Source organism: Geopsychrobacter electrodiphilus DSM 16401 (assembly GCF_000384395.1).
Lineage (GTDB): Bacteria > Desulfobacterota > Desulfuromonadia > Desulfuromonadales > Geopsychrobacteraceae > Geopsychrobacter > Geopsychrobacter electrodiphilus.
In genome coordinates, this window is the sequence record NZ_ARWE01000001.1 from 3,393,342 (window position 1) to 3,407,171 (window position 13,830).

General features: G+C 56.9%; 11 protein-coding genes. 5 read left to right on the top strand and 6 right to left on the bottom strand.

All coding sequences use genetic code 11. The annotated features are described in order from the left end of the window. Position 1 precedes the first annotated feature (1 nt). The 3 genes from D888_RS0116050 to D888_RS0116060 are packed head-to-tail and all read left to right on the top strand — an operon-like array spanning position 2 to position 3,970. On the top strand, positions 2-667 hold the full coding sequence (locus D888_RS0116050; RefSeq protein ID WP_020677591.1) for an ABC transporter ATP-binding protein: 666 nt from the start codon (positions 2-4) through the stop codon (positions 665-667). Beyond that, a complete protein-coding gene (locus D888_RS0116055) occupies positions 660-1,319 on the top strand; it encodes an ABC transporter ATP-binding protein (RefSeq protein ID WP_020677592.1) in 660 nt (219 codons plus the stop codon). Before D888_RS0116050 ends, D888_RS0116055 begins: the two co-directional genes overlap by 8 nt. Then, positions 1,316-3,970, top strand: a complete 2,655-nt coding sequence (locus D888_RS0116060) for an ABC transporter permease (protein ID WP_020677593.1) — start codon at positions 1,316-1,318, stop codon at positions 3,968-3,970. The genes D888_RS0116055 and D888_RS0116060 overlap by 4 nt, the downstream gene beginning before the upstream one ends. 128 nt (positions 3,971-4,098) lie before the next feature. Here D888_RS0116060 and D888_RS0116065 read toward each other — a convergent pair whose 3' ends face one another. After that, the gene (locus D888_RS0116065; protein ID WP_020677594.1) at positions 4,099-4,875 is read right to left on the bottom strand and encodes a COG4705 family protein; all 777 of its coding nucleotides are present in this window, start codon (positions 4,873-4,875) and stop codon (positions 4,099-4,101) included. Positions 4,876-5,149: 274 nt separating this feature from the next. On the opposite strand from D888_RS0116065, the gene D888_RS0116070 reads away from it, so the two are divergent. Together D888_RS0116070 and D888_RS0116075 are read left to right on the top strand one after the other, a co-directional pair. After that, positions 5,150-7,279, top strand: coding sequence for a thioredoxin domain-containing protein (locus D888_RS0116070; RefSeq protein ID WP_020677595.1), 2,130 nt, complete (start codon positions 5,150-5,152; stop codon positions 7,277-7,279). A 34-nt stretch (positions 7,280-7,313) separates the two neighbouring features. Then, positions 7,314-7,613 carry an MTH1187 family thiamine-binding protein gene (locus D888_RS0116075; RefSeq protein WP_020677596.1) on the top strand — a complete coding sequence of 100 codons (300 nt, stop codon included), beginning with the start codon at positions 7,314-7,316 and terminating at the stop codon, positions 7,611-7,613. Between the two features lie 13 nt (positions 7,614-7,626). Here D888_RS0116075 and D888_RS23350 read toward each other — a convergent pair whose 3' ends face one another. The 5 genes from D888_RS23350 to tatB all read right to left on the bottom strand — a co-directional run bounded on the left by D888_RS23350 (position 7,627) and on the right by tatB (position 13,743). Continuing rightward, positions 7,627-10,332, bottom strand: a complete 2,706-nt coding sequence (locus tag D888_RS23350) for an EAL domain-containing protein (protein ID WP_169513295.1) — start codon at positions 10,330-10,332, stop codon at positions 7,627-7,629. A gap of 139 nt (positions 10,333-10,471) precedes the next feature. Then, a complete protein-coding gene (locus D888_RS23355; RefSeq protein ID WP_083928889.1) occupies positions 10,472-11,302 on the bottom strand; it encodes a DUF3014 domain-containing protein in 831 nt (276 codons plus the stop codon). Between the two features lie 130 nt (positions 11,303-11,432). Next, entirely contained in the window at positions 11,433-12,440 is a 1,008-nt protein-coding gene (rsgA, locus tag D888_RS0116090; RefSeq protein ID WP_026362441.1) for a ribosome small subunit-dependent GTPase A, read from the bottom strand. A gap of 168 nt (positions 12,441-12,608) precedes the next feature. Next, positions 12,609-13,373, bottom strand: a complete 765-nt coding sequence (gene tatC / locus D888_RS0116095) for a twin-arginine translocase subunit TatC (RefSeq protein WP_020677600.1) — start codon at positions 13,371-13,373, stop codon at positions 12,609-12,611. Beyond that, complete coding sequence (gene tatB, locus D888_RS24810) at positions 13,366-13,743, bottom strand: Sec-independent protein translocase protein TatB (RefSeq protein ID WP_020677601.1); 378 nt, start codon at positions 13,741-13,743, stop codon at positions 13,366-13,368. The genes tatC and tatB overlap by 8 nt, the downstream gene beginning before the upstream one ends. Between the last annotated feature and the right edge of the window lie 87 nt (positions 13,744-13,830).

Here is a 13,830-nt window from a genome sequence, read left to right on the forward strand (position 1 = left end):
TATGAGGGTTCTTGAGGCCTTTGACCTGTACCGCTTCTACCATATTGAAGAGGAAGAGACCCTCGCCCTGAAGGGGGTGAGCCTGGCGCTGGAGGCCGGCGAGTTCATCGCCGCGCAGGGCCCTTCGGGGAGCGGCAAATCCACCCTGCTTGCCTGCCTGGCTGGGCTGGACGAGCCGGACGGCGGCTATGTGACCGTTGCGGGCCAGCGTCTGACCCGACGCTCGGAGGCCGAGCGGGCCGCCGCGCGCGTTGGCAATATCGGGATCATGCTCCAATCGGGAAACCTGCTGGACCATCTGTCGGTCGAAGACAATATTCGCTTGCCCATGGTGCTGGCCGCCAAAGTTGATCAGCCGTATTTAGACGAGCTGCTTAAGATGGTCGGTCTGGAGCATCGGCGGCAGGCACGCCCCGCCCAGATCTCCGGCGGGGAAGCGGCCCGCGCGGGGCTGGCCGTCGCCCTGGCCACCCGGCCGCAAGTCCTGCTGGCCGATGAGCCGACCGGTGAGGTTGACGCTGAGATCGAAGCGCAGATTCTCGCCTTGCTGGATCGCTACCGAAAAAATGGCGGGGCTATTCTGGCGGTAACCCACAGCAACGCCGTGGCAAACTATGCCGACCGGATTATCCACCTTTTTGATGGGAGGATTGTCACTCATGCCTGACCTTGTCAACCTGGATAACCTTGGCCGCACCTATACTCAGGGCGGCATCTCGGTGGCGGCACTGACCGCCATCACCTGCAGCGTTGCCCCCGGCGACCATATTGCTGTGGTCGGCGCTTCCGGCAGTGGCAAATCGACTTTATTGCATCTGATCGGCGGACTCGATGCCCCGACATCAGGCAGCATCTCATGGCCCGGGTTGGGCAAAAAATCGGAGCTTCGCCCGGAAAAGGTCGGCTTTATCTTTCAATCCCAAAGCCTGCTAGCCCCCCTCACGGTGGTCGAAAATGTCGAGCTGCCGCTCCTGCTGCAGGGGATAACCCCGGCGGCGGCCCGCATGGCAGCAGAAAAAACCCTGAGAGATCTGGAAATGGCGGCACTGATCGACAAGCTGCCGGAAGAACTTTCCGGCGGACAGGCCCAGCGGGTCGCGGTGGCCAGAACCCTGGCCGCCCGGCCGCAACTGATATTGGCCGATGAACCAACCGGACAGCTCGACCACCCTACGGCCCAACATCTGTTTACGACCCTGCTGGCAGCGATTGCCGAGACCGACACCAGCCTGATTGTCGCCACCCACGATCCTGCCATTGCCGAGCATATGCGCATTCAATGGCATATCCAGCATGGAATGATGGAGGTCAAACCATGAGATTTATCACCTGCTGGCTGAAGGGTCTGCTGACCTACCGCCCGGAACGCCTGCTGGCCACTATGGCCGGAATCGGCCTGACAATTGCCACCCTTGCAGCTTTAGGGACCTTCATCGCCTCAAGCTCCGTGAGCATGACAAAACGCGCCATCGGCGATGTCCCCATCGATTGGCAGGTGCTGGTATCCGGCGATACTTCGGTGGCCGCTTTTACCGATACCCTGGCAAAAACCACCCGCTATACGGCGTTGCAGCAGGTGACCTATGCGGATACGGCTGGCTTTGAGGCCAGTACCGACGGTACGGTGCAAACCACGGGACCAGGTCAGGTGCTTGGTATAAGCGACGCCTATCGCCAAGCCTTTCCCTCCGAGATCAGGCCGCTGACCGGCGCCCGGCAAGGGGTTCTGGTCGCCCAGCAAACCGCCGCAAATCTGCATGTCAAGGCGGGCGACAGGGTGCTGATCAAGCGGATCGATTTGCCCCCGGTCGCGGTGACCATTGCGGGTATCGTTGATCTCCCCGATGCCGATGCGCTCTTCCAGGTGGTGGGTGCTTTAGCCGGGACCGCTCCTACCGCGCCGCCGGACAATGTCCTGCTGCTCCCCGGGACGCAATGGCACCGTCTGTTCGACCCCCAGGCCAGCAGCAGTCCGGACACAGTCAGCACCCAGTACCATGTCAAAATAGGACATGATCTCCCCACCAACCCGAATGATGCCTATCTGACCGTCAAACATCTGGCCAATAATCTTGAGGCCCGTAATTCAGGCGGCATCAGCGTGGCCGACAACCTTGCCGCCCGCCTGGCCGGCACGCGGGCCGATGCCATGTATGCACGGGTCCTCTTTCTGTTTCTCGGTCTGCCCGGAGCATTATTAGCCATCCTCCTGACCCTGTCGGTGGCGGCTTCGGGTAAAAAACACCGCCTCCACCAACAAAGCCTGCTGCGTGTGCGCGGCGCTTCTCGCCGACAGATTTTGAAATTTGAGTTGGGGGAGAGCACAATTGTCGGGATCGGCGGGGTGGTTTGCGGGGGAATTTTATTCCTGCTGGCCGGTACAATGACTCAAGTTGGCGCAGACAGCAGTGAGTCGCTGGGCTGGCTGGCCGGAGCATCACTGGCAGGTTTTCTTCTGGCCCTGATCAGCACCCTCTATCCGGCCTGGCAGCAGGCCCGCCATTTCAGCGTCGCCGCCTCGCGGGATCTCTTGCGGCGTTCCGGCAAACCCCTGTGGCAGAAAACCTGGCTGGATATCATTCTTCTGGGGTTGGCCTTTTTTGAATACTGGCGGACGGCCAGCTCCGGCTATCAGGTGGTACTGGCGCCCGAAGGCGTCGCGCAAATATCTGTCCACTATGAAGCCTTTATTGCCCCACTCTGCCTCTGGATCGGCGGCATCCTGTTAGCCGCCCGGTTGGGAGAGGACAGCCTTGAACATGGCCGACAGATCCTGCTCCGGCTGCTGCGACCCCTAGCGCCCAATCTGACCGGGCCGGTGGTGGCGTCATTGATCCGTCAACGTCGGCTTATCAGCCGGGGGATGATCATGGTCGCCCTGGCGATCTCGTTTGCCGTTTCCACCGCCACCTTCAACACCACCTATAATTTCCAGTCACGCGTCGATGCCGAACTGACCAACGGCGCCGATGTCGCGATCAAGGGCTCCAGCGCCGCGCCTCCCGGCAGCAAACTCGCCGAGCTCAAAGCCCTGCCCGGTGTCGCCGCAATCCAACCGATGCTGCACCGGTTTGCCTATGTCGGCAAGGACCTACAGGACATCTACGGCATCAACCCCGACCAGATCGGCACTGCGACCCCGATGTCCAACGCCTATTTTGCCGGCGGCAATGCCAAAGCCACGCTGGCGCTGCTGGCCAAAAATCCTGATGGTCTGCTGGTCTCGGAAGAGACGCGCAGAGATTTTCAACTCCGGCCGGGGGATCAATTAAATCTGCGCTTACAGCTGGCGACAGATCACCAATATCATTTGATCCCCTTTCACTTTATCGGGGTCGTCCGTGAATTCCCCACCGCGCCCAAGGATTCTTTTCTGGTGGCGAATGCTGACTACCTCACCCGCCAGACCGGGATCACAGCTCAGGAAATCGTCCTGATCCGCACCGCTGGTGACGCCGCCCAGCTGGCGGCTGAGGCGCGCAAGACGGTCTCCTCCCTGGCCGGGGTCAAGGTGACCGATCTCGGTTCGGCACAGCGGCTGATCAGCTCCAGCCTAACCTCCGTTGATCTGCACGGCCTCACGCGCCTGGAACTGATTCTCGCGCTCTTCCTGGTCATGGGAGCGACCGGGTTGATTCTGGCGCTCGGTCTGACCGAACGCCGCCGTAATTTCGCCATCCTTGAGGCACTGGGCGCCAGCAGCCGGCAGCTGGGAGCTTTCATCTGGAGTGAAATTTTACTGATCCTGGTCGGCGGCGGCGTTATCGGTACCTTCCTCGGGTTGGGGATCGCACAGATTCTGGTGAAGGTTTTAACGGCGGTGTTTGATCCGCCGCCTGAACACCTCTATATCCCCTGTAGCTATTTGTCGCTATTGGCGGTGGTCGCGATTGTCTCAACAATTCTTGCGACCTGGATCATAAGGCAGGTATCACATCGCCCGGTCGTCGAAGAATTACGAAACCTTTGATGCTGAACGTTCAGGTCTGCATGGAGAGTCTCTTTCGGAACGGAAAGAGACGATGCTGCGGAAATAAAACAAGAGCAGCCTTCGCATGGCAAAGGCTGCTCTTGTGCTGGGCAAAAAAGAATTGCGCGTTAGCTATCCGCACCATTGGTAACTTCAATTGTGGCGACGGAGGATCTTGCTTTGAGGGTCATAAAGAAAACCAGGCTGACAATCACGGTGAGAAAAATAACATTCACCGGGGTCATACCGAATCCCAGCCCGCCATCGACTTTCGTCTGGATCAAGAAATCACCGATAGAGGCCCCAAGGGGTCGGGTCAGAATAAAAACCACCCAAAAGGTCAGGGTACTATTCAATTTCAGGCCATAATAACCGAATGCTACTACCGCTATTGACAGGGAAAAGGTCAGCAGCGCAACCCCGTAGCCCAGGTTGATACCTTCAGAAATAAGATCGCCGGCGCCTGTCCCGAGGGCGAACGCCAGTAAAATGATTATCCAGTAATAAACTTCTCTTTTGTTTGTATCTATGGAGTGAATTGAGAGTGTTTTTTCGGACTTATACCAGACAGCAAAACCAGCAAGCATAGTTATGGTGAACACAATACTCAGGGTTAACAGGCTGACGCCAAAATTTTCAACAAACATATCGGTAATGAGAGTACCGACGACACTCATCAACACCACAACCGTCCAGTAACTCGCAGGGACATAGCGCTTTAATCTGAGCTGAATAACGAGGAAGACCGCCAATAAAACACTCATAACCAGAGTCGTGCCATTCAATCCGAGGCCAAGCCTGTCAGAAAGAAAATCTGCCCCGGTTTCACCGACCGTGGTTGACAGCACTTTTACCACCCAGAACATGAGGGTTATTTCTGGCACTCTAAGCAATAAGTTTTTCATTTTTTTCTCCTGAAGTAAGCGCAACCAGATTGAATGTCCCGAAACGCCGGTTCGATGATTCACGCAGGGCGCGGCAGGGGCCAATAGCTCCCATGTCAAGCGTTAACCCCTTTCGTGAACTGCAGGTTGCTCAAACGACCTTAAGCCAATATGAAGACATTCATTTTTATTGAGAAAATTTAAAACCCTGAGATCTGCGTAAAAAATGACGGGGCCTTGGCATATTGACGACGAGAGTGGTTATAATTAGCAGAACCCTTTCTCTGGAGACTTCATGTCATTTTATCCCTTTATCTCTCCTCTGTGTCTTGCCTCAATCCTGCTGGGCGTAGCGCCGCAAGCGGCTCTGGGCAACCGGCTGAGGCTGGAACAGAGCCCCTACCTGCTGCAGCATGCCGACAACCCGGTCGAATGGTTCCCCTGGTCGGAAGAAGCCTTTGCTCTGGCCGAAAAAGAGCGGCGCCTGATTTTTCTCTCCATCGGCTACTCGACCTGTCACTGGTGTCATGTGATGGAACATGAAAGCTTCGAGGATACCGAGGTCGCAAAACTCCTGAACAAGGACTTCGTGGCGATCAAGGTCGACCGCGAAGAACGCCCCGACATCGATCAGTTTTACATGCAGGTCGCAACCAGATTGACAGGTCAGGGCGGCTGGCCACTGACGATCATCATGACCCCGGACAAGGTGCCGCTCTTCGCCGCGACCTACCTGCCGAAGACGGGACGTTATAACCGTCCCGGCATGGTTGATCTGCTCCCGCAGATCGCCGCAGCCTGGACCGATCATCCGCAGCAACTCGAACATGACGCCCGTCAGTTTTTGGTCAGCATGGCGCCACAGTCTGCAGCGCAGGCGTTTGATCCGGTCTTGATTGAGCAGGCGGTCGGACAGATGCGCTCCGAGTTTGATGCCAAAGATGGCGGCTTCGGCGCGGCGCCCAAATTCCCGCGTCCGCATCAGCTGAGCTTTTTACTGCAACGCTACCGGATCGACCGCAACCCGCAACTGCTGGCAATGGTTGAAACCACGCTCAGCGCCATGCGCGACGGGGGCATTTATGACCAGCTCGGTTACGGTTTCCACCGCTACTCCACCGATAAAAAGTGGCTGGTGCCGCATTTTGAGAAGATGCTCTACGATCAGGCGGGTGTGGCAGAGGTCTACCTCGAGGCGTTTCAGGTGACCGGCAAGCCCGACTATGCCGCCACCGCCCGCGAAATCTTCAGCTATCTGCAGGACCAGATGCGCAATCCGCAGGGCGGCTTCTATTCGGCTGAAGACGCCGACACTGAAAAGGCCGAGGGGAGCACTTATCTGTGGACGGAAAAGGAGTTACTGGAGGTTCTTGGGCCGGAGCGCGGAGCACGCTTTGTGCAGTATTTCGGGGTGACCACCCCAGGGAATTTTCCCGACGAAACAACCGGGGCCGTAAGCGGCAACAATATTCTGCATCGCACCAGACCGATTGCCGTCTGGGCCAAAGAGTTTGACATGTCAGCCGCGGACCTGAGCACCGAACTTGATGCCGACCGCACAGAGCTGATGCGACTCCGTGAACACCGCCCCCAACCCTTTCGCGACGACAAGGTGCTGACCGCCTGGAACGGCATGGTGATTTCAGCCTTCAGCAAAGGGGGAACCATTCTCCGGAGCGATGAGCTTCTGAAGATAGCGAACGAGACCGCGGATTTCGTTTTGACAAAGCTGCGTAAGGCGGATGGCCACCTGCTGCGCCGCTGGCGCAACGGACAGGCGGCCATAAACGCTTTCGCCGAGGACTATGCCTATCTCGCGCGCGGACTGCTCGACCTTTACCACGCCGATCTCGATCCACGGCGCTTGCAACAGGCGCTGGCGCTGGCCGACATTCTGTTCGACGAATTCGCCGGCAACGGCACCATCTACACCAGCGCCGACCTGAAAGAGCTGCCGCAACGCACCAGCGAACGCTACGACGGCGCGATCCCCTCAACCCCATCCATCGCGCTGGAAGTCGCGGCACGTCTCGCCCAGCTCACCGGCGACGTCAAATGGTCAGAGCGTGCCGCTCGGCTGCTCGAGGGCGCAACCAGCGAGGTCAAACGTTACCCGCAAGGCTTTCCGCATCTGCTCTCTGCCGCCGAGCGCCTGCTGGGCAAGAGCCGTGAACTGGTGATCATTGGCCAAAGAGCTGACCCACACACCAGGGAGATGCTGGAGATTCTGCGCAAGGCCGATCCGACCCTGACGTCGTTGCTGTTTGTCGAGGCGGAAGAACCCGATCCCCTGACAGTTCTCGCGCCTTTCACCCGCGACATGCACCAGATAAACGGCCTGACCACCGCCTACCTGTGTGAAAATCACGCCTGCGGCAGGCCCGTGACCGACCCTGCCCAGTTCTCACAACAGCTGGGCAGGTAAGCTATATTAACCATTTTCACGCAGGAGCTTTCAGATGCAGATCATTGTCGATCTTTGCCTGGTACCCATGGGGGTCGGAGTCTCGGTCTCCCCTTATATCGTCGCTTGTCAGGAGGTGCTTGAAGAAGCAGGGTTAAACTTAGCCCTGCATGCCTACGGTACCAATATTGAGGGGGAATATGATGAGGTTTTCATGGCGATCCGGCGCTGCCATGAACGGGTTCATGAGATGGGGGCCCCACGCATTACGACCACGATCAAACTGGGGAGCCGTACAGACCGTGCCCAGAGCATGGCCGACAAGATAGAGAGTGTGCGCAGCAAATCGGGCTGAAACGGCAGAAAAATCAGGCTCCAGCGCCGGGAAAGTTAAACCGAAAGCAGGGCGAATCCCCTGCATTTTGACTGAACACAGGCGTGAGAAACTTTTCGCGCAGTTCGGCTTCAGGGATCGGCCGACTGAAGAGGTACCCCTGCCCGAGCTGACATCCACGGCGGGAAAGAATATCGATCTGCTGCTGTGATTCAATCCCCTCGGCGATCACTTCCAGATTCATGCTGCGACCTAGAGCGATGATCGCGTCGACGATCATCGCCGGCTCCTTTTCATCGACCAGACGGAAAATGAAGGAGTGGTCTATTTTCAGTTGATCCACCGGGAAGCGATTCAGATAACTGAGCGAGGAGTATCCGGTACCGAAGTCGTCAACCGAAAGCCGGATGCCGCGCATGCGCAGATCGGTCAGCTCCATAATCGTCGACTTTACATCACGCATGATGATGCTCTCGGTAATTTCCAGTTCCAGATCTGCCGGCGTAATCCCTGTTTCGGTCAGGATCAGATCGACGGTCTCGATGAACCCGGAATGTTTCAATTGGCGACCGGAGATATTTACCGCCATGCGTAGCGGGAAAAACCCCTGCCGTTTCCATGCGACCTGCTGACGACAAGCCTCGCGCAGCACCCACTCACCGATCGGTACGATCAGTCCGGTCTCTTCGGCCAGTGGAATAAAATCGTCCGGTGGCACCAACCCCTGCAAAGGGTGAATCCACCGCACCAGCGCTTCGACCCCCATCAGTTTACCGGTCGCCAGTTCGACCTGTGGCTGGTAATAGAGGCAGAATTGCCCCTCTTCGAGGGCCTGCCGCAGATCACTCTCCAGCAGCAACATTTCATGCGCACGCGCGTTCATACGCGAGGTGTAGAACTGGTAGTTATCCTTCCCCTCATTCTTGGCGTGATACATGGCGACATCGGCGCATTTGATCAGATCCTCAGCGCTCCCGGCATCATCCGGAAAGATGCTGATCCCGATGCTACCGGTCGCCACCAGCTGATAACCGTCGATTTCGGCGATGCGGCCCAACTCCTCCCGTACCCTCTGCGCCATGGCGGTAACGGTCTGAAAACAGTCGACCTGCTCCAGCAGGATCAAAAACTCGTCACCACCTAACCGGGCAACGGTATCCGCGTCACGCACTGCAGCCCGCAAGCGGTGTCCGACCTCCACCAGCATACGATCACCGATCTCGTGACCCAGGGTATCGTTGATATTCTTGAAACGATCAAGATCGATGAACATCAGCGCCATTTTATGTTGTCTGCGTAACGCCTTTGCCAGCGCATGGCGCAAACGGTCCTCAAACAGCAGACGATTCGGCAGCCCGGTCAAGGGGTCGTGATGCGCCATGTGCTGCAGGCGCTTTTCCTTCTCACCCAGCAACTCTTCAACCTTAAGCCGAGCGGTGATGTCGCGCGAAGCCTCAATCATGCCGCGCAGACGACCGTCAGCATGCCAGATAGGCGATGCGGTCAGCTCAACAATACGCCGCTCTTGCCCGACAAAATGGCAATGAATGGTAGTGACCGTTTTGCCGGTTGTTTTGACCTCATGCAGGGGGCAGGGGTGGTCATCCCCGGAACAGGGGGTGGCTCTTTGATGGAGGAGTTGATAACAGCAGAGGTCCTTCTGCCTGTGCGGCAGTTCCGGCAGACACTCAGCGGCGACCCGATTCATCATAAGCAGCTGGAACTCGGGTGAGATCACCATGATCGGATCGGTCACACCATCAATCACCGTCTGTAAAAATTCTGATTGTTCAACCAGTTCCGCTTCAATGCGGTGCCTGGCAGCAAGTTCGATTTCGAGCTGGTCATTCTTCTGCTTGATTTGGCGCGTCTTTATTTGTACCTGCCAGCGGGTCTGATAAATCCCCAACCACATGAGAAAAAACAGAACAATAATCGCCACGGCCAGGGGGTAGACCCAGGCAGGGAGATGCGTTCCGAAACTGGAGGGTGACAACCATTTACCGAGTAACAAATGATAAGGCGAGCCCTCTGAATTTTTCCACCGGGCAAAAGTAGACTCCAGCTGCTCTTTTAGAGGTCTGGCATTGCCGCGAGCAAAGGCCATGCGGATATCAACCGGATTGAGCAGCACCGAGCTCGGTTCAAGCGCGAATTGCGCCTGATGCCAAGCGCCGAAGATCCGATTCACTAATGCGGCATCGGCCCGCTGATCCTTGACCGCCTGGAGTGCGGCAGCATAGTTCGGCACGGGGATGAACTGAAGCTTCAGACCAAAGCTGGTGGCCAGTTCTCGCAGACCGCCGGCACCCTCCAGAAAAACATCTGCATTAATAACCGCAACCCGCTTGCCACTCAGGTCAAGAATGGAAGAGATATGGGAGGAGTGAGCGGCAAAGACCTGACCCCAGTTTGAAAGCAGGGTGGTGTTAAGAAAATCGAACTGTTCAGCACGCTGAGAGGTGTAGGCGATCGGCCCAAGCAGGTCGATCTTCCCCTGGTTGAGGAGTTCAAGACATTCGGCCCACTCGCAGGAGACATAGTTTAGAGTCCAGGGCTGATTGCGACTGGCGGTTGCCAGAAGTTCAGGAAAGAATCCGCTCGGTGCCCCTGCATCATCCATGAATGAGAGGGGGGGATTCGGATAGATGCCAACCCGATAACTCGTCTCGGCGGCGCAAGGCTGCGCTGCCGTCAACAGCATGATCCCGGCTAAAAGTAGTAGACAGCTCCGTAACACCGGCATCCCCCAAAAGCGTGGCAATTAACCCAAGCCCATTAAGAAATCATTAATTATTCCCAGACTACTCGATCTGGGAATAATTGCAAGCTCCTCCTGAGGGAGAGGTTTGACGCAGGAAAGCAGCAGTGACGGAAAGCTACCAATCTTTTCGGACCAGGGCCTCACGCAGGCCTTGAAGTTTCTGTTTGACGCGCCGGGTATTTTCAACTCCCATGCGCAGCAGAATCTTCTGCCCCGCTGAACGGGACTCCAGATCCGGATCGGCATAACGGAAACGGTTGATATGACGGACGAGCGCTATGGGCTCCTGCGGCTCCGGGGTCGCGAGAAGGTCATCGATGGCAACGATAAGACGGTCATTAAAATAGCCGCTGGGTTCACCAGCTTCACGGTAGGCCTGCTGAAACAGGGGATAAAGCCCACGATAGAGACGCAGCAAGACCTCATCCGGGATTATTTCAACCAGTTTGACATAGGCCAGATAACGCAGCATGTTTGTCTTGCCGAGGGTGCGTTGGTCACCACTTCCGCTGGTCACAAAACCCGGCTCGGGGGGGACGAACGGCAGGTACAGCCGGGGAATGCTCTGCTCCGGGAGATGATCAACAAAGAGCACCAGCTTCTGAATAAAAAAGTTCAGATCGAGCAGCAATAGCAGCTTTTGGTCCTTCAGCAACTGAGGTAACCGGGTCCTCAGATAGGTATCCGCGCCCTCGAGATCCGTGGGGAAAGGGAGCGCCTCAGGCTCGACAGAAGCACTGACAGCCGGACTCTCGAGCGGGACAACCGGATGGCGGGGAGGGACCGGGAGACGGGAGCTCTCAGACTCAGTCGCTGGTTCCGGAACGACATTTAGTACACTTAAGGGCTTATTCTCCGGGAAATACTCCTCAAGATTCGCAGCAAGATACCAGCCGACTGCGGCAGCTACCAACAGCACCAGCGCCAAAATTCTCAGTTTCATCATTCATCCTGATCGAAAAGCAGGGCCCGCAAAAAAAAACGGACGAATGTCCCCCCAGACTCCACCAGTAAGCGTAAGACAGCAATGCGGTCCGGTCAACGTTAGAGCTGCATATTTCTCTTTATAGAGAAAATCAGCGCCGTCGTTGCAGCTGGGAGAGTTCATCTTTCAAACGCAGATAGTTGGCCAGACGGAGATCGTCGAGGGTCGATGAGACAACCGCTGCCTGTACCGCACAACCCGGTTCAGATTGATGTCCGCAGTCGGAGAAACGGCATTGCAGGGCCAGGGCTTCAATCTCGGCAAATGATTCGACCAGATCCTCTTCTTCGCCCCAGAGATGCAGCTCACGCATGCCGGGATTGTCCATCAGGACGCCACCGCCATCCAGAAGAAAAAGTTCGCGATGGGTCGTAGTGTGCCGCCCCTTGCCGATCCCCGCACTGACGGCGGCGACCTTCTGGCGCTCGTCACCGAGCAGGGCGTTAATGATAGTCGATTTGCCGACTCCGGACGAGCCGAGCAGCGCCAGAGTCTCTCCCGGGCGCGAATAAGCCTTGAGCTGTGCGACCTGCGTCTGATCTTTGGCGCTCAGCAGTTCAACCGGTGAACCCGCCGCAACCTCAAGCACCTGCCGCCTTTGGTTGTCGACATCATGACTGAGGTCCGCCTTGTTCAACACCACTACCGCTTCAGCGCCCCCTGCCTTGACCAGGGTCAGGTAGCGTTCAATGCGCCGCAGACTGAAATCCTGATCGAGGCCACAAACGATAAACACGCGCTCGACGTTGGCGGCGATCACCTGCTGCTCGATGCGCTCGCGCCCCTTCCCCTTGCGCCGGCCGGGGAGATTGCGCGCAAAGGAGGAGAACCGGGGGAGAATAGCGTGGATCATGCCACGCCCCGCTTCCGGCTGCGCCTCAATGGCGACCCAGTCGCCAACCACCGGCAGATCCTGCCGTCCTTCGGCGTTATGCCGCATCTTCCCGGCGAAACGCACAGTTAATTCCCCGAGGGAACAGATCACCCGGAAATAATTCTTTTCACCACGAAACACGCGCGCCGGCAACAGCCCTTGTGCCGCAAAAGGGCTGAACACCTGCTCAAAGCTCTCGTTCCACCCGTAGTCTTCTAGATTCATGGATGGCAGATTAGCATGAAGCGAAATAGGGGAGATACCGGAATCGCGCAGCGTTTAACGGCACGGCACAGAAGAACGTAGAGAAAAACAGGGATGAGCATTCGGTCAATATGCGCCAGCCGCTCCAGAAACCTGGGGCGGATGGCGCATATTCTAAACGGAAAAGGATCAGATGTCTTCTTCGTCATCTTCCAGTTCAGGATCCGCTTCGACCTTCTTTTTGCCGAACAGACGGGCCACGATAATCCCGACCTCGTACAACAGAATAAAAGGGATGGCGATTGACGCCTGCGAGAAGACATCGGGTGGGGTCAGAACCGCGCCGATCACAAAAGCCACAACCAATGCGTACTTGCGCTTGGAAGACAACCATTTGTAATCAACCACTCCCATTCGGGCGAGGAAAAAGATTATGATCGGCAGCTCGAAGACCAGACCGAAGGCGAAGAGCAGGCGGGTCGACAAAGTCAAATAGGAGCCCATCGACAACATGGCGTTGATCTCGCCGCCACCCGTGCCGAAGTTGACCAGAAAGGTAAAAATCGTCGGGAACACATAGGAAAAACCGAAGTAGGTTCCGAGTCCGAAACAGAGGCAGCTGGCCAGCACGAAGGGGACGGCAAAAATCTTTTCATTCTTGTAGAGCGCCGGTGCGACAAAACCCCAAAGTTGCCACAAAATCACCGGCATGGCGACAAGCAGCCCGGCCACCGCTGCCACCTTGAGGTAGGTGAAAAAAGGCTCGGTCGCCTGAATAAAGACCAGCGAACTCCCCTTGGGAAGCGCCTGCTGAACCGGCGCAGAGAGGATTTTAAACAACTTTTCGGCCACCGAATAACAGCCAATAAACGCCACCAGCCAGGCGGCCGAGGCAATAATCAGGCGTTTGCGCAACTCTTCGAGATGCCCGGAGAGCGGCATGGAATCAAACATCAGCCTGCTCCTGATCTACAGGTCCCTGGGGTGTTTTCTCGTCCACAGTTTTGGCAGTCTCGAGGGTGCTGACCGAGGCCTTGTTGGCGACGCTGGCATCGCTCTCGGGATCAACCTCGCCATCGACATAGGGGTTATAGGAGCGTTCGGTCCCCGGCGGGGTCAGCTTGCCGTCCTTGAGCAGGCGCTCCTTGGTCTCGGCAACACGGGTCTCTTCCTGAAGGGTATTTTTAAACTCTTCGGTCGCACGTTTGAACTCGGCGAAGCCCTTGCCCAGGGCGCGTGCCAGCTCAGGCAGTTTTTTCGGACCGAGCACCATCAACGCCAGGGCACCGATCAGCAGCAGTTCGGACATACCGATTCCAAACATGGTAATCCTTTCAGAAAGGAGAGTATACTAGGCATCCGCAACCTGGACGAACCCGGCTCGAATCTGCGCGAGAATAGCGGGTTGTCA

Bases quoted from the DNA above. Each gene is read 5' to 3' on its own strand.
- D888_RS23355 (WP_083928889.1), bottom strand. From the start codon at position 11,302: ATGATGAAACTGAGAATTTTGGCGCTGGTGCTGTTGGTAGCTGCCGCA.
- tatB (WP_020677601.1), bottom strand. From the start codon at position 13,743: ATGTTTGGAATCGGTATGTCCGAACTGCTGCTGATCGGTGCCCTGGCG.
- D888_RS0116065 (WP_020677594.1), bottom strand. From the start codon at position 4,875: ATGAAAAACTTATTGCTTAGAGTGCCAGAAATAACCCTCATGTTCTGG.
- D888_RS0116050 (WP_020677591.1), top strand. From the start codon at position 2: ATGAGGGTTCTTGAGGCCTTTGACCTGTACCGCTTCTACCATATTGAA.
- D888_RS0116070 (WP_020677595.1), top strand. From the start codon at position 5,150: ATGTCATTTTATCCCTTTATCTCTCCTCTGTGTCTTGCCTCAATCCTG.
- D888_RS0116060 (WP_020677593.1), top strand. From the start codon at position 1,316: ATGAGATTTATCACCTGCTGGCTGAAGGGTCTGCTGACCTACCGCCCG.
- D888_RS0116055 (WP_020677592.1), top strand. From the start codon at position 660: ATGCCTGACCTTGTCAACCTGGATAACCTTGGCCGCACCTATACTCAG.
- rsgA (WP_026362441.1), bottom strand. From the start codon at position 12,440: ATGAATCTAGAAGACTACGGGTGGAACGAGAGCTTTGAGCAGGTGTTC.
- tatC (WP_020677600.1), bottom strand. From the start codon at position 13,373: ATGTTTGATTCCATGCCGCTCTCCGGGCATCTCGAAGAGTTGCGCAAA.
- D888_RS0116075 (WP_020677596.1), top strand. From the start codon at position 7,314: ATGCAGATCATTGTCGATCTTTGCCTGGTACCCATGGGGGTCGGAGTC.